This window comes from Nocardioides cavernae (assembly GCF_013410035.1).
Lineage (GTDB): Bacteria > Actinomycetota > Actinomycetes > Propionibacteriales > Nocardioidaceae > Nocardioides > Nocardioides cavernae_A.
In genome coordinates, this window is sequence record NZ_JACCBW010000001.1 from 1,330,217 (window position 1) to 1,349,462 (window position 19,246).

Here is a 19,246-nt window from a genome sequence, read left to right on the forward strand (position 1 = left end):
TCATCTGCGGTCACCGCGTGGGCTCGTGCCGACGGAGGTCGTGGGTGTCGCGGACGAGCGCCCGCAGCGCGCCGAGCCCGCCGGTGACGGCACCTGCGCTGCGTCCCTGGACCAGCACGTTGCCGAGCGCGGTCGCCTCCACCGGACCCGCGACGACCGGCAGTCCCGTGCGGTCGGCGACGAGCTGGCACAGGAGCGTGTTCTGGCTGCCGCCCCCGACCACGTGGACGACCTCGACCAGCCGGCCCGACAGCCGGGTCGCGGTGGCCAGCGCGCGGGCGTACGCCGCCGCGAGCGACTCCAGGATGCAGCGCACCGTCGACGCAGGGTCGGTGGGCGCGGGGACGTCGTGCTCCTCGCACCACGCGGCGATCCGCGCGGGCATGTCGCCGGGCGGGACGAACCGGGGGTCCTGCACGTCGACCACCGGGACGGACCCCGCGGGCACGTCGGCGGCCGCGGCGAGCAGGGCCGTGAGGTCGTCGCGACCCCAGGTGCGCAGCGTCTCGCTGAGCAGCCAGGTGCCCATCACGTTCGTGAGGTACCGGACGGTGCCGTCGACGCCGCCCTCGTTGGTGAAGTTGGCCAGCCGGCTCTCCTCGGTGAGGACCGGCGCGTCGAGCTCCAGCCCGACGAGGCCCCACGTGCCGAGCGAGACGTACGCCGACTCGGCGCGCTCGAACGGCACCCCGACGACGGCCGAGGCGGTGTCGTGCGAGCCGACGGCCACCACCGGGAGGCCCGGGGCACCGACCGCCTCGCCGACCCCGGGCAGCACCGCACCCAACGGGTCCCCGGGGTCGACGAGGTCGGTGAACAGGGAGCGCGCGAACCCGAGGCGGTCGATGAGGTCGCCGTCCCAGGATCCCGTGCGCACGTCGAGGAGGCCGGTGGTCGAGGCGTTGGTGCGCTCCGTGCGCGCCTCACCGGTGAGCCAGTACGCCAGCAGGTCCGGCACGAGGAGCAGCCGGTCCGCGTCGCGGTGCCAGTCGTCCGCGGCGAGCTGGAACACCGTGTTGAACGGCAGGAACTGCAGGCCGTTGCGGGCGTAGAGGTCGGCGGCCGGGACCGCCGCGTGCACGGCCGCGGGCCCGGCCCCGCCGCGGCGCTCGTCGCGGTAGTGGAAGGGCTGCCCGAGCAGCCGGCCGTCGCGCAGGAGGCCGTAGTCGACGGCCCAGCTGTCGATGCCGACGCTGGCGAGCCGGCCGGCGGGGGTGTCCGCGGCGAGACGTACGGCGGCCGCGAGGCCGGCGATCGCCTGGCGGTAGAGCTCGAGCAGGTTCCAGTGCAGCCCGTCGGGGGTGCGGACCGGCTCGTTGCCGAACCGTGCCGCAGCGGTCAGCCGCAGCACGCCGCTCCCGACCTCGCCGAGCATCACCCGACCGCTCGACGCCCCGAGGTCGACCGCGGCGACGCTGACGGCGGCCACTAGCGCAGGAACGCCGCGGCCACGCCGGCGTCGACGGGGATGTGCAGGCCCGTCGTGTGGCTCAGCTCGGCGGAGCAGAGGACGTAGACGGCGTTGGCGATGTTGTCCGGCAGCACCTCGCGCTTGAGGATCGTGCGCTGGGCGTAGAACTTGCCGAGGTCCTGCTCCTCCACGCCGTAGACCGCCGCGCGGTTGGCGCCCCAGCCCGAGGCGAAGATGCCGGAGCCCTGCACGACACCGTCGGGGTTGACGCCGTTGACCTTGATGCCGTGCTCGCCGAGCTCGGCGGCGAGCAGCCGCACCTGGTGGGCCTGGTCGGCCTTGGCCGCGCCGTAGGCGACGTTGTTGGGGCCGGCGAAGATCGAGTTCTTCGAGGAGATGTAGACGATGTCGCCGCCCATCCCCTGCGCGATCATGGCCCTGGCGGCGGCCTGCGCGACGAGGAACGAGCCCTTCGCCATCACGTCGTGCTGGAGGTCCCAGTCCTTCTCGGTGGTCTCGAGCAGCGAGCGCGACAGGGAGAGCCCGGCGTTGTTGACGACGAGGTCCACGCCGCCGAACGCGAGCACGGTCGCGTCCACCGCCGCCTGGACGGCCGCAGCGTCGGACACGTCGACCTGTACGCCGACCGCGACGTCGGTCGAGCCGATCTCGGCCGCTGCCGCCTGGGCCTTCTCGAGCGACAGGTCGGCGATCACGACGGCGGCACCCTCGGCCGCGAGCTTGCGCGCAGTGGCGAGGCCGATGCCGGAGGCGGCGCCGGTGACGAGGGCGACGCGGGTGGCGAGCGGCTTCGGCTTCGGCATCCGCTGGAGCTTGGCCTCCTCGAGCGCCCAGTACTCGATGCGGAACTTCTCCGCCTCGTCGATCGGCGCGTACGACGACAGGCCCTCCGCGCCGCGCATCACGTTGATGGCGTTGACGTAGAACTCCCCCGCGACGCGCGCGGTCTGCTTGTCCTTGCCGAAGCTGAACATCCCGACGCCGGGGACGAGGACGATCAGCGGGTCCTTGCCGCGGATCGCGGGGCTGTCGGGGGTCGCGTTGCGGTCGTAGTAGGCCTGGTAGTCCTCGCGGTAGGAGACCGCGAGCTCCTGGAGCCGGGCGATGCTGTCCTCGACCGAGGCGTCGGACGGCAGGTCGAGGACCAGCGGCTTGACCTTGGTGCGCAGGAAGTGGTCGGGGCACGACGTGCCGAGCGCGCCGAGGCGGGGGTGCTCGGCGTGCGCCAGGAAGTCGAGGACCTCCTCGGTGTCGGTGAAGTGGCCCACCATCGGACGGTCCGCGGAGGCGATGCCCCGGACCGTCGGGGCCAGCGCGGCGGCCTTGGCACGACGCTCGGCCTCCGGCAGGGGGGCGTACCCCTCGAGGGCGGGACCGAACGGCTCGGCCTTCGAGTGCTCCTCGATGTAGGACGCGGCGGTCTCGATGATCCACAGGCTGTTGGCCTCGGCCTCCGCGGACGTGTCGCCCCACGCGGTGATGCCGTGCCCGCCGAGGACGCACCCGCGGGCCTGCGGGTTCTTCTCCTTGATCTCCGCGATGTCGAGGCCGAGCTGGAAGCCCGGACGGCGCCACGGCACCCACACGACCTGGTCGCCGAAGATCGTCGCGGTGAGCTCCTCGCCGTCGGCCGCGGTCGCGATCGCGATGCCGGAGTCGGGGTGGAGGTGGTCGACGTGCTTGGCGTCCACCAGGCCGTGCATGGCGGTGTCGATCGACGGCGCGGCGCCGCCCTTGCCGTGCAGGCAGTAGTCGAACGCCGCGACCATCTCGTCCTCGCGCTCGATGCCCGGGTAGACGTCGACGAGGGCGCGCATGCGGTCCAGGCGCAGCACGGCGAGGCCGGCCGGGGCCAGCGTGCCGAGGTCGCCGCCGGAGCCCTTGACCCACACCAGCTCGACGTCCTCGCCGGTGACCGGGTCGGTCTCGGTGCCCTTGGCGGAGGTGTTGCCGCCGGCGTAGTTGGTGTTCTTCGGGTCGGCGCCCAGCCGGTTCGAGCGCTCGACGAGCTCGGCGACGGTGGGGTTGAGGTCACTCACGGTGCGGGGTCCTAACGGGTGAGGGTCGAGGTGAGGTCGAGGTGAGGGGTCTGTTGGTGGGGTCGGTCAGGTCCAGCTGAGCTGGGCGCCACCGACGCGGTCGGCCTCGATCTGCTCCTGGTAGCCGGACGCGAGGTAGGCCTGCATCGGGTCGGCGGGCAGGCCGCGCTCCTCGCGCCACGCGGCGAGGTCGCCGCGCACGTCGCTGTAGAAGGCGTCCATGAAGATCGCGTTGGCCTGCAGCACGTCGCCGTCCGAGCGCGCCTGGTCGAGGGCCTCGGTGTCGAGCAGGAGCGCGCGGGCGGTCATCTCCTGCACGTTGAGCACCGAGCGGATCTGGCCGGGGATCTTGGCCTCGATGTTGTGGCACTGGTCGAGCATCAGCGCGACCTCGTTGGGCGAGCCGTCCGCCTGGCGACCGAAGCCGCCCCCGCGGATCACCTCGACCATGATCCGGAAGAGCTGGAACGGGTCCGCCGCCCCGACGATGAGGTCGTCGTCGGCGTAGAAGCGGCTGTTGAAGTCGAAGGAGCCGAGCTTCCCGAGCCGCAGCAGCTGGGCGACGATGAACTCGATGTTGGTGCCCGGGGCGTGGTGCCCGGTGTCCAGGCAGACCATCGCGCGGTCGCCGAGGGCGGCCACGTGGGCGTACGACGTGCCCCAGTCCGGGACGTCGGTGTGGTAGAACGCCGGCTCGAAGAACTTGTACTCCAGCACCAGCCGCTGGTCCTCGGAGAGCTGGTCGTAGATCGTGCGCAGGCCCTCGGCCAGGCGGTCCTGGCGGGCGCGCATGTCGCCCTGGCCGGGGTAGTTGGTGCCCTCGGCGAGCCAGATCTTCAGGTCGCGCGAGCCGGTGTGGTTCATCACCTCGATGCACTCGAGGTGGTGGTCGATCGCCTTCTGCCGGACCCGGGGGTCGGTGTGGGTGAGGGCGCCGAGCTTGTAGTCGTCGTCCTGGAAGGTGTTGGAGTTGATCGTCCCGAGCGCGACGCCCTGCTCCTTGGCGTACGCCGTCAGGGCCGCGTAGTCGTCCACCTGGTCCCACGGGATGTGGAGCGCCACGCTCGGCGCGAGGCCGGTGAAGCGGTGCACGGCGGCTGCGTCGGCGATCTTCTCCTCGACCGAGCGCGGGGTGCCGGCCGACCCGAACACCTTGAAGCGGGTGCCGGAGTTGCCGTACGCCCAGGACGGCACCTCGATGGCGAGGTCGCCGAGCCGGTCGCTGATGTCGGGGAAGCCGGAAGAGCTGGTCATCACTGGTCCTGAGCTGTGGGTGTCGGGTCGTGCCGGAGGTCTGCGGTGGTGCTGGTGGGCAGCTGGTCCTCGAGGTGGAACACCTCGCCCAGCTGCCAGAAGCCCTGGTCGGGCGGGAGGTCGAGGTCCTCGAAGAACTCGGCCATCTCGGCCTGCCAGCGGGCGTTCACGTCGGTGCGGGCCATGCCCTCCTGCGCGGCGACGAGGTCCGGGGTCTGGAGGTAGCCCACGAGCAGGCCGTCGTCGCGCAGGAAGAGGGAGTAGTTGTGCCAGCCGGTGTCGTGGAGGGCCTGCACCATCTCGGGCCACACGGCCGCGTGGCGCTGGGCGTACTCCTGCATCCGGTCGCGCTTGACCTGGAGGGTGAAGCAGACGCGCTGCATCAGGGGGCTCCTTGCTGGCGGTTGGGGTGGGTCTCGATACGCCCACGGCTCTCAGGTGGTCGAGTGCCCGTGAGGCACGAGCGGGCGTATCGAGACCCGGCTCGACGACTCAGAAGTCGAAGTCGGCGATGTTGTCCTTGTCGAAGGTGAACGGCTCACCGAGGAGCACGACGCCGTCGGCGCCGACCTCGAAGGAGCCCAGGTCGCCGGCGTCGAAGGAGTCGCCCTCCTCGCCGGAGATGTCGCCGTTGACCAGCGCGGCCGCGGCGTAGGTCGCCAGGTAGCCCAGGTCGCCCGGGTTCCACAGCGCGAACGCGGTCACGGTGCCGTTGTCGACGTACTCACGCATCTGGTTCGGCGTGCCCAGGCCGGTCAGCGCGACCTTGCCCTTGTACTCGCTGTCCGAGAGGTAGCGCGCCGCAGCGGCGATGCCGACCGTGGTCGGGCTGATGATGCCCTTGAGGTCGGGGTGGTTCTGCAGCAGCGCCTCGGTCTGGTCGAAGGACTTCTGGTCCTCGTCGTCGCCGTAGACGGTGTCGACGAGCTCGATGCCGGCGTAGTCCGGGTTGTCGGCGAGCTCGGTCTCCATCATCTCGATCCACGCGTTCTGGTTGGTCGCGTTGGCCGAGGCCGACAGGATCGCGATCTCGCCCTCGCCGCCGATCTGCTCCGAGATCAGCTCGAGCTGCTTGGCGGCGATGCCCTCGGCGGTGGCCTGGTTGATGAACAGGTCGCGGCAGTCGGGGTTGGTGTCGGCGTCGAAGGTCACGACCTTGACGTCGGCGCTGCGCGCCTCGTCGATCGCGTCGCACAGGGCGTCGGGGTCGTTGGCCGAGAGGATCAGCGCGTCCTTGCCCTGCTGGGCGACGGTGTTGATGTAGGACACCTGGGCGTCGGGGCTCGCGGTGTCCGGGCCGACCTCCTCGAACTCGGCGCTGAGCTCGTCCGCGGCACGCTCGGCGCCGTCGGTGCTGGTGTCGAAGTAGGCGTTGCCCAGGTTCTTCGGAAGCATCGTGATGCTGAGGTCACCACCGCCGCTGCCGCCGTCGGCCGAGCCGCCGTCGCCGCCGTCGTCGCTGCCGCAGCCGGCGAAGGCGAAGGTCGCGGTGAGGAGCAGCGCGGCCAGTGCGGTCGGCCGCCTCTTCTGGATCTTCATGGGTGTCTACCTTTCGGGGTGCTCAGACGCCGGCGGTCGCCGTGTCCTTGTCGGGGCGCGGTCCCGAGGGATCCGCTGATGCCTTGCGGGGCAGCTGCGAGCCGGCCCACCCAAGGACGCTGGGGAGGATCACCGAGGCCACCAGGAGGAGGCCGACGATGATGTTGGTGACGTTGACCGTCACGGACTCCAGGCGCAGGGCGCTGGAGATGACGCCGATGAGGACGACGCCGGCGAGGACGCCGTGCAGCCGGCCGCGGCCGCCGAAGATCGACACGCCGCCGAGGAGCACGGCCGCGATGACCTGCAGCTCGTAGCCGGTGGCGTTGTCCCCGCGGGCCGAGCCGTAGCGCAGCGTGAAGTAGATGCCGGCCAGCGCCGAGACGACGCCGGAGAGCAGGAAGAGCACCATCTTGGTGCGTGCGACGTCGACGCCGGTGAAGCGGGCTGCCTCGTCGTTGAGCCCGATCTCGTAGATGCCGCGGCCGAAGGTCGAGAAGTGCAGCAGCACGACGAACCCGACGGCGAGCACGGCGAACGGGATCATCACGAGCGGGATGCGGGACTCGCCGATGGTGCCGGTCGCGAGGTCGCTCCACGAGTCGGGGAAGTCGGTGATCGCGGTGGTGCCGAGCAGCCCCACCGCGATCCCGCGGAAGAGCGCCAGGGTGCCGATGGTGACGGCCAGCGACGGCAGGCCGACGTACGCGATCAGGAAGCCGTTCAGCGCGCCGCACGCCAGGCCGGCGAGCAGCGCCAGGAGCGCAGCGGTGGGGATCGACATGCCCGCGTCGTGCAGCACGCCGAGGAGCACGCTGCTGAGCCCCATGATGCTGGCGACCGAGAGGTCGATCTCGCCGGTGATGATGATGAGCGTCATCGGCAGCGCGATCAGCAGGATCGGCGCGATGTCCTGCAGCAGGAACTTCAGCGTCAGCGGGCCGTCGAAGTTGGGCACGTTGGCCAGCGAGTAGAGGATCACCGCCGCGGTCAGGACGATGACGGCCGTCTCGCGCGACACCAGCAGGCGGCGCCAGAGCGGGGCGGAGTACGCCGCGTACGTCCGGGTCGGGGTCGCAGTGGGGGTGCTCATGCGTGGTCCCTCGATTCTGCGAGCTTGCGGGCTTGTCGACGGGCGAGGACACGGTCGAGGACGATGGCGCCGAGGATCAGCACGCCCACGACGGCGCGCTGCCAGAAGTCCTCGATGCCGAGGCTGGGCAGGGCGCGGTTGATGGTCACGAGGAGGAAGGCGCCGATCGCGGCGCCCCAGACCGTGCCGCTGCCGCCGAAGATCGCGATGCCGCCGATGACCGCCGCGGCGACGGCCTGCAGCTCGATGCCCGAGCCGACGCTGGAGCTGACCGTGCCGTAGCGGGCGGTGTAGAGCACCCCGGCGAGGCCGGCCAGGGCACCGCTGAGGACGAACGCGGCGAGCAGGCGGCGGCGTACGGGAAGCCCGTAGAGGACTGCGGCGTCGGGGTCGGAGCCGATGGCGTAGAGCTCGCGACCGCCCCGCGCCGTGTGGAGGTAGTAGCCGACGAGGGCGAGCACCACGAGCGCGACGATGGTGAGGACCGGGACACCGAGCACCGTCTGCGTGCCGAGGCTGAGGAAGTCGCGCGGCATGTCGCCCGCGTTGATGCGGTCGCTGCCGGCCCAGGTCAGCATGATCCCGCGGTAGACGTAGAGCGTGCCGAGGGTGATGACGAGGGCGGGCACGTTGCCGTACGCCACGAGCACGCCGTTGACCAGGCCGAGGACCGCGCCCAGCGCGAGGCAGGCGAGGATCACCACGATGATCGGCAGGTTGGGCTGGTCGACGAAGAGTCGGCCGGTCAGGTAGGCCGTCAGCGCCATCGTCGATCCGACGGACAGGTCCACGTTGCGGGTGATGATGACGACGGCCTGGCCCACGGCGAGGAGCAGCAGGATCGACGGGTTGAGCAGGAAGTTGCGCCAGCCGTCGGAGCTGAAGAGGAAGCCGTTGTTCTTCGTCGTCGCGAGGACGACGACCGCGACGAGCACGAGGAAGATCGAGAGCTCGCGGCTGCGCAGGACCGTGGTGACGGCGCGGCGCGTCGGCGAGAGGCGGCTCGGCTCGACGAGGAGGGCCTCGCCGGTGGAGACCTCCGTCTCCGGCTCGCGCTCGATGTCGGTGCGGCTCATCGCGCGTCCTCCAGGTGGTGGGTGGCCGCGTGCATGACGGCCTCGGGGGTGGCCTCGGCACGGTCGAGCTCGGTGGTGACGCGGCCCTCGCAGAGCACGAGGACACGGTCCGCCATGCCGAGGACCTCGGGGAGCTCGGAGGAGATCATCAGGATCGCGAGGCCCTGGCCGGCCAGCTCGGACAGGAGGCGGTGGACCTCCGACTTGGTGCCGACGTCGATGCCGCGGGTGGGCTCGTCGATGATCAGCAGCCTGGGGTTGGTCGCCAGCCACTTGGCGATGACGACCTTCTGCTGGTTGCCGCCGCTCATGGTGGCGGCGTTCATGTCGAGCGCGCTCGTCTTGACCTCGAGGCGACCTGCCCACGGGCCCGCGGCCCTGTTCTCCATCGCGCCGGTGATGAGGCCGGCCCTGGCGATGCTGCGGCGGATGACCGCGGCGACGTTGCGCGTCACCGAGGCGTCGATCACCAGCCCCTGCTTGCGGCGGTCCTCGGGGATGAAGGCCATGCCGGCCCTGATCGCCGCGCGCGGGTCGCGCGGCCTGACCTTGCGTCCGGACATCGTGACGGTGCCGGAGTCGTAGGCGTCGACGCCGAAGACGGCCCGGGCCACCTCGCTGCGGCCGGCGCCGACGAGCCCGGCCAGGCCGACGATCTCACCGGCCCGCACGACGAGGTCGACGTCGTGGAAGACCCCGGCCCGGTTGAGGCCGCGGACCTCGAGGACCGGCTCGCCGATCTCGGCGGCGACCTTGGGGAAGAGCTCGTCGACGTCGCGCCCCACCATCAGTGAGACGAGGTCGGACGGCGTCGTGTCCGCGACGCGGCGGGTGTCGACGTACGAGCCGTCGCGCATGACCGTCACGGTGTCGCAGAGGTCGAAGACCTCGTCGAAGCGGTGGGAGATGAAGACGAGGGCGCGGCCCTCGTCGCGCAGGCTGCGGGCGACCGCGAAGAGGCGGTCCACCTCGACGCCGCTCAGCGCCGCGGTCGGCTCGTCCATGACGAGGAGCCGCGCGTCGAGGGAGATGGCCTTGGCGATCTCGATGATCTGCTGGTCGGCGATGGAGAGGCCCTCGGCGGGGCGGCGCGGGTCGATCTTGACGCCGAGGCGGGAGAACAGGCGCTCGGCCTCGGCGTGCATCGCCGGCCGGTCGATGCGGCGACCGCGGGCCAGGGGCTGGCGGCCCATGAAGATGTTCTCAGTGACGGAGAGGTCCGGGAAGAGCGTCGGCTCCTGGTAGATGACGGCGACACCCGCGGCCTTGGACTCCGCGGTCGAGCCGAAGTCGACCGGGCGGCCGTCGAGCTCGAAGGTCCCGGCGTCGCGCCGGTGGACCCCGGCGACGACCTTGACGAGGGTGGACTTGCCGGCGCCGTTCTCCCCGACGAGGGCGTGGATGGAGCCCTCCTCGACCGAGATGCTGCCCGATCGCAGGGCGACCACGGGCCCGAACGACTTGGAGACGTCGTGCAGCACGAGCACCGGTGCGGCGGTGTTGCTGGCGGCCATGATCCTCTTCCCGCTAGACTGTTGAAAGGTTTCAGGACGTGGGAAAACGTAAGTGGCGGTCGTCACAGCCGTCAAGCCCTCGGGCCAGCTTTCTTGTGACGTTTCATTCGACCTCCGCGTGGTCTAGTCTCCGATGGTCCGACCGACCCGAGGAGACCGATGTCGAAGAGCAGCCCGGCCCTGCGCCAGGGCCGGCGGCCGTCGGTCAAGGACGTCGCCGAGCGCGCGCAGGTGTCCCTCGGCACGGTCAGCAACGTGCTCAACCGGCCGGACCGGGTCAGCGCCGGCACCCGCGAGCGGGTCGAGAGGGCGATGGCCGACCTCGGCTTCGTGCTCAACGAGTCGGCCCGCCAGCTGCGGATGGGACGCAGCAACACCTTCGCCTACGTCATGCTCGATGCCACCAACCCGTTCTTCACCGACGTCGCCCGTGGCATCGAGCTCGCTGCCGAGAAGGCCGACCTGTCGCTCTTCCTGTGCAACAGCGACGCGCGGGACGCCCGCGAGGGCGCCCACCTCGCCCACCTGCAGCAGCAGCGCGTCGACGGCATCCTCATCACGCCCGTCGACCCCGAGGCGCCGGCGCTCTCGCGCATCACCGCGCAGGGCACGCCCCTGGTGATCGTCGACCGCACCAACGCGACCGGCGCGTTCTGCTCGGTGACCGTCGACGACCGTCTCGGCGGCCGGGTCGCGGTCGAGCACCTCGTCGACCGCGGGCACACGCGCGTGGCCTACGTCGGCGGACCGTCGTCGCTCGGCCAGGTGCGGGAGCGCTACGAGGGTGCGCGCGCCGCGTGGGACGAGGCCGGGCTGGCCGAGTCGGACCTCCTGCGCGTCGAGACCGAGGCCCTGTCCTTCGAGGAGGGCCGCCTCGCCGGCGAGCGCCTCGCCGGGCTGCCGCGCAGGAGCCGCCCGAGCGCCGTCTTCTGCGCCAACGACCTCATCGCTCTCGGCCTGCTCCAGCAGGTCGTCTCGACCGGGCAGCGGGTGCCGGAGGACCTCGCGATCGTCGGCTACGACGACATCGCCTTCGCGGCCGGAGCCGCCGTGCCGCTCACGTCCGTGCGCCAGCCGCGTCAGGCCCTCGGCGCCGCGGCCGCCGAGCTCCTCATCGACGAGGTCAACAACCCCGAGCACCAGCACCAGCAGGTCGAGTTCACCCCGGAGCTGATCGCCCGGGTGTCCACCCTCGGCTGACTGAGACGTTCGCGCAGCCGTACGCCCTCAGTGCGCGACGCCGTACAACCGGTCGCCCGCGTCGCCGAGGCCGGGGACGATGTAGCCCTTCTCGTTGAGCTTCTGGTCGAGCGCCGCCGTGACGACGGTGACCGGGACGTCGAGGCCCTCGAGGCCCTTCTCCAGGTTGTCCACGCCCTCGGGGGCGGCGAGCAGGCAGATCGCGGTGATGTCGTCGGCGCCGCGGTCGGTCAGGAACTTCACCGCCGCTGCAAGGGTGCCGCCGGTCGCCAGCATCGGGTCGAGGACGTAGCACTGGCGCCCGGAGAGGTCCTCGGGGAGCCGCTCGGCGTAGGTCGACGCCTCGAGGGTCTCCTCGTTGCGGACCATCCCGAGGAAGCCCACCTCGGCCGTCGGGAGCAGCCGCATCATGCCGTCGAGCATGCCCAGCCCGGCGCGGAGGATCGGCACGACCATCGGCTTGGGCTGCGCGAGGTAGACGCCGGTGGTGGGGCCGACCGGCGTGGTGATCGGCTTGGGGTCGACGCGCACCTCGCGGGTCGCCTCGTAGGCCAGGAGGGTGACCAGCTCGTCGGTCAGCCGCCGGAAGGTCGGCGAGTCGGTGTGCTCGTCCCGGAGGACGGTGAGCTTGTGGGAGACGAGGGGGTGGTTCACCACGTGCAGGCGCATGGGGCTCACCCTAGTGGTCTGCCCGACGAGGGTTCGACACCAAAGAGGGTCGACGCACCCCCGGGGATCTGCGACATTGGACGGGTCCGCAGGCGCACGGGGAGGTCGCTGCCGATGACCGAGCACGATGGTGAGGTCGACTTCGCGCTGGCCGCCTTCCGCGAGGACGGCGTGTGGCAGGTGCAGGAGATCGTCGCGCCGGCCTTCGAGTCCATCGACGCGCTCAGCCAAGCGCTGCGACACGTCTCCGGAGACGGTGGCGCGGTCGGGATGGTCGCGGTCGACGAGGACTTCTTCGTGCTCGTCCGCGTCGCCGGCACGCACACCGGCGTCCTGCTCTCCGACGTGACGGCCGCCGACGAGTGGGAGCTCGCCCAGTCGGCGATCGACTTCCTCGGCCTCCCGCCGCCCGAGGACGACGACGTCGAGGTCCCGGCCGGCGACCTCGGCCTGCTCGGCGACCTCGGCCTGCCCGCCATCGACCTGGGCGCACTGCTCGACGACGTCGGGCTCTACCCTGACGAGATGCTCTCCGAGATCGCGCGCCGCCTCGGCTTCGGCGAGCTCTTCGACGACGCGGTCGGGCTCACCTCGGCATGACCACCGCATGACCGCCTCATGACGTGGGAGGCACCGATGCGCCTGGCCCTCGCCGAGGCGCGGACCGCACTCGCCGCCGACGACGTGCCCGTCGGCGCGGTCGTCCTCGACGAGGCCGGCACCGTCATCGCCACCGGGCACAACACCCGTGAGTCCGAGGGCGACCCGACCGGTCACGCCGAGGTCGTCGCGCTGCGCGCCGCCGCGTCCGCGCGGGGCGAGTGGCGGCTCGCGGGCTGCACCCTCGTCGTGACGCTCGAGCCCTGCACGATGTGCGCCGGCGCGCTGGTCCTCGCCCGGGTCGACCGGCTCGTCTTCGGGGCGTACGACGACAAGCTGGGCGCCGTGGGCTCGCTGTGGGACGTCGTGCGCGACCGGCGGCTCAACCACCGACCGGAGGTCCTGGCCGGCGTGCTGGCCACCGAGGCGACCGCCCTCCTCGACGACTTCTTCGCCCGCCACCGCGCCACCGCCCCGCCCGCGGGTACCTGAGGGTGACCGCCCCATGACCGACGCCCGCCGCGCGTACGCCGACGACGCAGACGTGCTCGCACGGCTGCTGTGGGACTTCGACACCGAGTTCGAGACCGAGGTGGACGACGTCGACGTCCTGGCGGACCGCTTCCGCCGGCTGCTGGCGCTCGACGAGGTCGTGGCGGTGCTCGCCGAGGACGACGGTGCCGCCGTGGGGTTCGCGCTCGTGGTGCTGCGGCCGGCCATCTGGTTCGACGGCCCCGTCGCGCACCTCGACGAGCTGTACGTCGTCCCCGCGCTCCGCGACCGGGGCATCGGCACGCAGGTCCTCGACCTGTGCCGCCGGCTCGCCGCCGAGGCGGGGTCGCCGGAGATGCACATCAACGTCGACGAGGTCGATGCCGACACCCGCCGCTTCTACGAGCGCCACGGGTTCGTGAACGTCGAGGAGGGCACCGACTACCGGATGCTCTGCTACGTCGGCCCGACCGCCTGAGCCTCCACACGTGTCCGGGAAGTGGCCCTCGATCGGCGTCATCAGGGGCAACATCGCGGACACGTGTACGGCCGCGACCGACTACCCGTCGAACGCCGCGACCTCCTCGGCCAGGCACTCCCGCAGCCCGGCCACGTCGGCGATCGCGCTGGCGTCGACGTTGACCCCGATGCACGCGGTGTCGGCACAGGTCACCAGGCACACCGTCAGCGCGGCACCCGGCAGCGGGCCGAGGACGTACATGCCCTGCACCGCGGCGCCGGCCATGAAGCGCCTGCGCGGCGGGCCGGGGAGGGTCGTCACGAACGCGTCGGGGGCGACCGCCGCGCGGAGGACGGACGCGCCGACGAAGGCCGGCAGCCGGTTCACCACCGGCGCCGTCGCGTCGAGCACCTCGAGCGCGCGCTCGGTGTGCAGCGACAGGACCTCGCCGCGGACGGCGGCGACGCGGTCGACGGGGTCCTCGATGGTCAGCGGCCCGGAGATGGTCGCCCCGGTGAAGCGGTTGCCGAGGTCGTCGGCGCGGTCGAGCGAGACGCGTACGCCGACCGGCACCTCGGCGACCGCGCTGTCGCGTCGCCGGTGGTAGCGGCGCAGCCCGCCGAGGACCAGCGCGACCGCGGCGTCGTCGAGGGTGCCGCCGCCCTGCCGGGCGACGGTGCGCAGCTGGTCGAGCGGGGCGTCGAGCGTGAGGAACGTCCACTGCTTGCCGGTGCGCGGCGAGAGCTCGGGCGAGGGCGGCGCGACCTGCGTGAGCAGCCGGCGCAGGGACGCGCCGTAGCGCAGGCCGGACGCGACGACCGTCGACGGGCGGGTGGCGAGCAGCGACCGCGCCGTGCCGACCGCGGACGAGGCGAGCGTCGCTGCGTCGGTGCGCAGCCCCGCCACGGCGAGCTCGACCGGGTCGACGGACGCGGGCGCGGCCGCGTCCTCGCCGAGGGGCTTGCGCGCGGTGTGCGCGCGCCTGCCGGACTGCAGCATCGAGAGCAGCTGCACCGTGCCGAGCGGGTCGGCGAGCGCGTGGTGGATCTTGAGGACGTAGCCCGCTCCGGAGTCACCCACCTCGAACAGCACTCCCTCCCACAGCGGGCGCGAGCGGTCGAACGGGCGCAGCGCGACCTGCGCGGCGGCTGCGAGCATCTCGTCGCGGGAGGCGACGCGCTCGCGACGCAGGTGGTAGCCGAGGTCGAACGTCGGGTCGTCCGCCCACGTCGGCGGCGCGGTCGGCACCACCGGGTCGACGACCCGCTGCCGCAGCCGGCGTACGAGCCCGGTGCCCCACTCGGTCGCGGCGACGAACCGCTTCCAGTCGGGCACCCGGTCGAGGTCGATGACCACCGTGGACGTGGACGACTGGACGGGGTGCCGCTCGGAGCGCCACAGCAGGGTCTGGACCGGCGTCAGCTCGGCACCGGCGGACCAGGTCGCCGCGGTGCCCCAGCGCTCGACGTCGTCGGAGGACGTGGTGGACGAGGTCATGCCGGCCACCTCGCGAGCGTCTCCTCGAACTTCGCCCGCAGCGCGGCGATCCGCTCGCTCATGTCGTCGGTGCTCCAGTCGGTCTCGGGCTCGAGGACGCACACGTCCACGACGCCCGGGTTGAGGACGAGCGAGCTGCGCCCCATCAGCTCACCGGTGTTGCGCAGGACGACCGGCACGACCGGCACGCCCGCCTGCGCCGCCAGGTGGAACGCGCCCTTGCGGAACGGCCCGAGCACAGGCGTGGGCGACCGGGTGCCCTCGGGGAAGATCATCAGCGACGTGCCGGCCCGGATGCGCTCGACGACCCCGTCGAGCGTCTCCCGCGCCGACGCCGAGTCGGACCGGTCGATCCAGGCGGGGTCGATCACGACCGAGCCCACGACGGCGCGCGGGTCCCAGCGCGCCTCCTTCTTGGCGACGATCGTGAAGTCGCGCTCGAGCAGCCGGCCGAGGACGGGGATGTCGAGGGAGCTCTGGTGGTTGGCGACGAAGATCGCCGGGCGGTGGGTCCACAGCCGCTCCTGGTGCAGGACGTCCATCGAGACGCCGGCCACCGCCATCGGCAGCGCCGTCGCCAGCTTGACCGCCAGGTTGCGCCCCTCGCGACGGTTGCCGCGCGCGAGCCCGTAGGCCACGCCGGCGGTGACGCCGGCGTTCATGCTGGCGAGCGCGGCGACCGTACGCCCTGCCGCGACGAGCGACCCGCCGACGGGGTCGCTGAGATCGAGGACGGGCCAGCCGAGCCGGGCCGCCGCCGCGCGCAGGTCGCGGTGCGGGTTGAGCGCCGTGGGGTGGCCGACGGAGGACAGGAAGGCCACGTCCTCGTAGCCGTTGCCGTAGGCGTAGGAGTCCGCGAGCTCGATGCCGTGCTCCTTGGCGAAGGCGCGCACCCCGCTCGCCTTGTGCCGTCCCCAGAGCATCGGGCCGTCCGTCTCGCCGGTGAACTGGCCGTCCTCGACCACCAGTCGCGTGCAGACGAGGTGCTCGACGCCGAGGTCGCGGGCGACGGGGGCGACCTGGTAGCTCGTGGCCGCGGACGCGACCGCGACGGTGTGCCCCGCGCGCTGGTGGGCGGCGACGAGGGCGCGCGACTCGCGACGGATCGTCCCCGCGATCTTGGAGCGGAACAGCCGCTCGCCGAGGTCGGCGAAGGCCTCCTCGGACTCGCCGCGCAGCGCCGAGAAGGCCACGTGGGCGATCCGGGTCGGGTCGCCGCCGAGCTCGCCGTCGACCGCGGTCACCACGGTGCGGAGGAACTCCGCGGGCGAGACCTCGCGGCCCTTGAGCCGGTCGCCGTAGAAGGTCGCGGCGGTGTAGCCCGCGACGAGGGTGCCGTCGAGGTCGAAGAACGCCCCGACGCCCGGACCCTGCGGGCCGGCCTCGATCGCCCCGATCGCCTCCTGCGCCGCCGCGAACAACCCGCTCACAGGTGGTCCTGGGACTGGCGGACGGGCGGCGGGACGACCTGCACCGGCTCCCCCGCGATCTCGCCGATGATGCCGACCCGGCGCACGGAGTCGCGCAGCTCGGCGGCGAACGCCTCGCGCGCGGACCCGACGCCGTCACCCGCCTCGAGCAGGCCCTTGTGCCGGGCGAGCGCGAGGGCGGTGCGGAAGAGCTCGAGCGAGACCGACTCCGCGCTCGCGACGCGACGCTGGAGGGCCCACTGCTGGCCGACGGCCAGCGAGTCGGCGAGCAGGTCGTCCTCGTCGACGGGACCGTCTCCGCGGTCCGCGAGCCGGTCGGCGACGACGAGGTAGGCGTCGAGGAACGGGCGCAGCACCAGGTGCGCGAGGTGCGGGCGGGCGTTGACGAGCAGCTCGCGCGCCCGGACCGGGGTCATCTCGGTGACCTCGTCGCCCGCCATCAGCCGCAGCTCGGTGCGCAGGTCGTCCTCGAACTCCGCCCGGGAGGGGAAGAAGAACTCGAACTTCAGCAGGTCGCGCATCCGCTTCGCCTCCTCCCAGCCCACCTGGAGCTCGCCGCCTGGCGGCAGCTCCGCACCCGGCTCGAGCTCGCTGACCGTGAGCAGCGCGAGCTCGCCGATGGCGCGCTCGACGAGGATGTGGATCACGGTGTTGCGGTAGAACGCGGCGACGAGGTGCTGGTCGTCGCCGATCTTCCAGACCGGCTCGGTGCCCCCGTCGTACGCCGTGAGCACCCCGCTGCGGGTCAGCTCGGACAGCGCACGGCGGATGGTCGAGCGGTCGCGCAGGTCCGCGGCGCCGGCGACCGGCCACCGGCGGGCGTCGATGTAGGCGGCCAGCGGCTCGACGGTGTCGAGCACCTCGTCGACGGTCAGCGCGCGGTCGGCGCCGAGCAGGGCGAGGCTGACGATCGCCGTCGTGGTGACGGGCGTGGCCCGGTTGAGCCTGTGGGAGATGTCGAGCGCGACCCGCTCGACCGCCTGGTGCCCGGTGACGCCCTCGGCGGCGAGCTCGTCCATCCGCTCGCGCAGCGAGAACGGCTCGCCGACGGTGAGGTACGCCCGCCCGAGCCGGTTGCGCTGCAGCCGCGCGAAGCGCACCAGCCATCGCCAGTCCTCGGGCGTCTTGCTGGCCCCGCGCGCCTCCTCGGTCATCAGCGAGACCTCGTGCAGCTGGTCGTACACCACCGAGACGGGCACGACCTGCACGTCGGGGGCCTCGTCGCCGTCCCCGCGGCTTTCGACGGTGTCGGTGAGGTACTTCAGGATCCCGTGCACGGGCGGTCGGAGCTTGCCGGTGCGCGTGCGCCCACCCTCGATCGACCACGCCATGTTGCGCTTGTTGGTCACCATCTGGCGGATGTAGGAGCGCAGGGCGAGCCGATAGACCGGGATCTCCTGCGTCGCACGCCGGATGAAGATGAGGCCGGTGCGGCTCGCGACCGAGCCGATGAGGGGCAGGTTGAGGTTGGCGCCGCCGAAGGTGTAGGTCGGGGAGAACCGGCGCGCCATGAGGGCGTTGGGGATGACCATGCCGTCGAGGTAGGACCGGTGGCTGAACGCCAGCGCGAGGCTGTGCGAGCGGTCGAGCTTGCGCAGCTGCTGCATGTCGTCCTCGTCGACCAGGACGTCGTAGGCCCGCAGGAACCAGTCGCCCATCCGCGCCCAGCCCTGCGCGGTGCGGTCGTCGTGCGCGGCGGACATCTCGTGGAGGTAGCCCTCGACCTCCGACCACACCTCCGCCTCGTCGCGCCCCTGCTCGGCGGCGGCGTCCGCGACGGCACGCTGGAAGCGCTCGTCGCCGAGCAGCTCGCCCACCTCCTGCGGCGGCGCGGCGGGGAGCCGCTCGCCCACCGCCCGGGGCAGCGTCGTCCGGGCGAGCTCACGGATGCGTCGGACAGCAGCCACGGCCCCTCCTTCCCGCTGGCGCCGGGGCGCGAGCACAGGCGTGCGGCGAAACGTACCGTCGTCGTCGCCGCGTCGCCATGCTTCGGCCGAGTTCGTGGACCCGATCGGTCGTGCGCCCTCGGTTTCATCCTCGGCCGTGGGCTCCGGTAACGTTCCCCGCGGTGACGTGTCCGAGCGGCCTAAGGAGAACGCCTCGAAAGCGTTTGTGGGCGCAAGTCCACCGAGGGTTCAAATCCCTCCGTCACCGCCAGCCGATCGGGCCGGTCCCCACGGGGCCGGCCCGATCGTCATCCCGCTCGTCATCCCGGCGTCCGGTGGTCCGCCGCCAGGCCCCCAGCCCGCGCCAGTGTCTCCGCACCCACGTCGACGGCGTCCGTGAGGCGTACGCCCCACGCCCCCGCGACGGCACCGACGACGTCGTCGGTGCCGACGCCCGAGACCTCGGACGACAGCGTCCCGACGGACGCGGGGTCGAACGGCAGGTCGAGGTGGCCGTAGACCTCCCGCAGCACCTCGCGCACCCGCTCCCGGTCGCCGACGTTGACCAGCGAGCTGAAGAGCCACGAGCGCGGCAGCACCCGCTGGGCGGTGCCGACGAGCTTGACCTCGTCGCGGGCGTTGACGCTGTGGGCGCCGGGGCAGTACTCCCCCGGCACGGGCCCGACGCGGGCGTCGATGCCCAGCCCGGCGAACACGTCGACGAAGCGGCGGCCGTAGTCCACGAAGCGCCGGTCCATCCCCTGCGCCGTCTGCGGCTCGGCACGCACGTGGTCGACCACGACGGCCTGCTCGGTGTATGCCACGGCGCGCCCGCCGACCGCGCGCACGGCGGTGTCGAAACCCGCCGCGTGCGCGGCGCCGATCGCCGCGCCGAAGCCGGGCAGGCGGGTGTCGCGCCGGCCGAAGACCACTGCCGGGCGGGCGGGGGCGTAGACGCGCAGCGCCTCCTCGAGCTCCCCGTCGCCGGCGCGGCGCAGGAGGGCGTGCGCGACGGCCAGCTCGCTCGCCTCGTCACCGCCGAGCGGGCCCAGGTGGAGGATCACC

17 protein-coding genes and 1 tRNA gene are annotated in these 19,246 nt (G+C 72.4%); 5 read left to right on the forward strand and 13 right to left on the reverse strand.

What is annotated here, in order from left to right; translation table 11 throughout:
- Positions 1-10: 10 nt before the first annotated feature.
- From F4692_RS06480 to F4692_RS06515, 8 genes are all read right to left on the reverse strand, one after another.
- Positions 11-1,429, reverse strand: a complete 1,419-nt coding sequence (locus tag F4692_RS06480) for a rhamnulokinase (RefSeq protein WP_308645179.1) — start codon at positions 1,427-1,429, stop codon at positions 11-13.
- Positions 1,429-3,471, reverse strand: coding sequence for a bifunctional aldolase/short-chain dehydrogenase (locus F4692_RS06485; protein WP_179618754.1), 2,043 nt, complete (start codon positions 3,469-3,471; stop codon positions 1,429-1,431). The genes F4692_RS06480 and F4692_RS06485 overlap by 1 nt, the downstream gene beginning before the upstream one ends.
- Positions 3,472-3,537: 66 nt before the next feature.
- On the reverse strand, positions 3,538-4,725 hold the full coding sequence (gene rhaI / locus F4692_RS06490) for an L-rhamnose isomerase (protein WP_179618755.1): 1,188 nt from the start codon (positions 4,723-4,725) through the stop codon (positions 3,538-3,540).
- Positions 4,725-5,108: an L-rhamnose mutarotase gene (locus tag F4692_RS06495; protein ID WP_179618756.1), complete on the reverse strand. Its 384-nt coding sequence runs from the start codon at positions 5,106-5,108 to the stop codon at positions 4,725-4,727. The genes rhaI and F4692_RS06495 overlap by 1 nt, the downstream gene beginning before the upstream one ends.
- Positions 5,109-5,217: 109 nt before the next feature.
- A complete protein-coding gene (rhaS, locus tag F4692_RS06500) occupies positions 5,218-6,264 on the reverse strand; it encodes a rhamnose ABC transporter substrate-binding protein (protein WP_179618757.1) in 1,047 nt (348 codons plus the stop codon).
- Positions 6,265-6,286: 22 nt separating this feature from the next.
- On the reverse strand, positions 6,287-7,357 hold the full coding sequence (locus F4692_RS06505; RefSeq protein WP_179618758.1) for an ABC transporter permease: 1,071 nt from the start codon (positions 7,355-7,357) through the stop codon (positions 6,287-6,289).
- A complete protein-coding gene (locus F4692_RS06510) occupies positions 7,354-8,433 on the reverse strand; it encodes an ABC transporter permease (protein WP_179618759.1) in 1,080 nt (359 codons plus the stop codon). Before F4692_RS06510 ends, F4692_RS06505 begins: the two co-directional genes overlap by 4 nt.
- On the reverse strand, positions 8,430-9,947 hold the full coding sequence (locus tag F4692_RS06515; protein ID WP_179618760.1) for a sugar ABC transporter ATP-binding protein: 1,518 nt from the start codon (positions 9,945-9,947) through the stop codon (positions 8,430-8,432). The genes F4692_RS06510 and F4692_RS06515 overlap by 4 nt, the downstream gene beginning before the upstream one ends.
- 159 nt (positions 9,948-10,106) lie before the next feature.
- Between F4692_RS06515 and F4692_RS06520 the strand changes: the two genes are divergently transcribed.
- On the forward strand, positions 10,107-11,147 hold the full coding sequence (locus F4692_RS06520) for a LacI family DNA-binding transcriptional regulator (protein WP_179618761.1): 1,041 nt from the start codon (positions 10,107-10,109) through the stop codon (positions 11,145-11,147).
- A gap of 27 nt (positions 11,148-11,174) precedes the next feature.
- Here F4692_RS06520 and upp read toward each other — a convergent pair whose 3' ends face one another.
- The gene (gene upp, locus F4692_RS06525; protein ID WP_179618762.1) at positions 11,175-11,816 is read right to left on the reverse strand and encodes a uracil phosphoribosyltransferase; all 642 of its coding nucleotides are present in this window, start codon (positions 11,814-11,816) and stop codon (positions 11,175-11,177) included.
- A gap of 114 nt (positions 11,817-11,930) precedes the next feature.
- On the opposite strand from upp, the gene F4692_RS06530 reads away from it, so the two are divergent.
- The 3 genes from F4692_RS06530 to F4692_RS06540 are packed head-to-tail and all read left to right on the forward strand — an operon-like array spanning position 11,931 to position 13,386.
- A complete protein-coding gene (locus tag F4692_RS06530) occupies positions 11,931-12,416 on the forward strand; it encodes a tRNA adenosine deaminase-associated protein (protein WP_179618763.1) in 486 nt (161 codons plus the stop codon).
- Positions 12,417-12,434: 18 nt separating this feature from the next.
- The gene (gene tadA, locus F4692_RS06535; RefSeq protein ID WP_179618764.1) at positions 12,435-12,908 is read left to right on the forward strand and encodes a tRNA adenosine(34) deaminase TadA; all 474 of its coding nucleotides are present in this window, start codon (positions 12,435-12,437) and stop codon (positions 12,906-12,908) included.
- 13 nt (positions 12,909-12,921) lie between these two features.
- Positions 12,922-13,386 carry a GNAT family N-acetyltransferase gene (locus F4692_RS06540; protein WP_179618765.1) on the forward strand — a complete coding sequence of 155 codons (465 nt, stop codon included), beginning with the start codon at positions 12,922-12,924 and terminating at the stop codon, positions 13,384-13,386.
- 81 nt (positions 13,387-13,467) lie between these two features.
- Here the strand turns inward: F4692_RS06540 and F4692_RS06545 are convergent, their stop codons facing one another.
- The 3 genes from F4692_RS06545 to F4692_RS06555 are packed head-to-tail and all read right to left on the reverse strand — an operon-like array spanning position 13,468 to position 18,202.
- On the reverse strand, positions 13,468-14,865 hold the full coding sequence (locus tag F4692_RS06545) for a wax ester/triacylglycerol synthase domain-containing protein (protein WP_179618766.1): 1,398 nt from the start codon (positions 14,863-14,865) through the stop codon (positions 13,468-13,470).
- On the reverse strand, positions 14,862-16,295 hold the full coding sequence (locus tag F4692_RS06550; RefSeq protein ID WP_179618767.1) for an HAD-IB family hydrolase: 1,434 nt from the start codon (positions 16,293-16,295) through the stop codon (positions 14,862-14,864). The genes F4692_RS06545 and F4692_RS06550 overlap by 4 nt, the downstream gene beginning before the upstream one ends.
- Positions 16,292-18,202 carry a lysophospholipid acyltransferase gene (locus F4692_RS06555; protein ID WP_179618768.1) on the reverse strand — a complete coding sequence of 637 codons (1,911 nt, stop codon included), beginning with the start codon at positions 18,200-18,202 and terminating at the stop codon, positions 16,292-16,294. The genes F4692_RS06550 and F4692_RS06555 overlap by 4 nt, the downstream gene beginning before the upstream one ends.
- Before the next feature lie 160 nt (positions 18,203-18,362).
- On the opposite strand from F4692_RS06555, the gene F4692_RS06560 reads away from it, so the two are divergent.
- Positions 18,363-18,452, forward strand: a tRNA-Ser gene (locus tag F4692_RS06560).
- 49 nt (positions 18,453-18,501) lie between these two features.
- On the opposite strand, the gene F4692_RS06565 is transcribed toward F4692_RS06560, so the two are convergent.
- On the reverse strand, positions 18,502-19,245 hold the full coding sequence (locus F4692_RS06565; RefSeq protein ID WP_179618769.1) for a lipoate--protein ligase family protein: 744 nt from the start codon (positions 19,243-19,245) through the stop codon (positions 18,502-18,504).
- Between the last annotated feature and the right edge of the window lies 1 nt (position 19,246).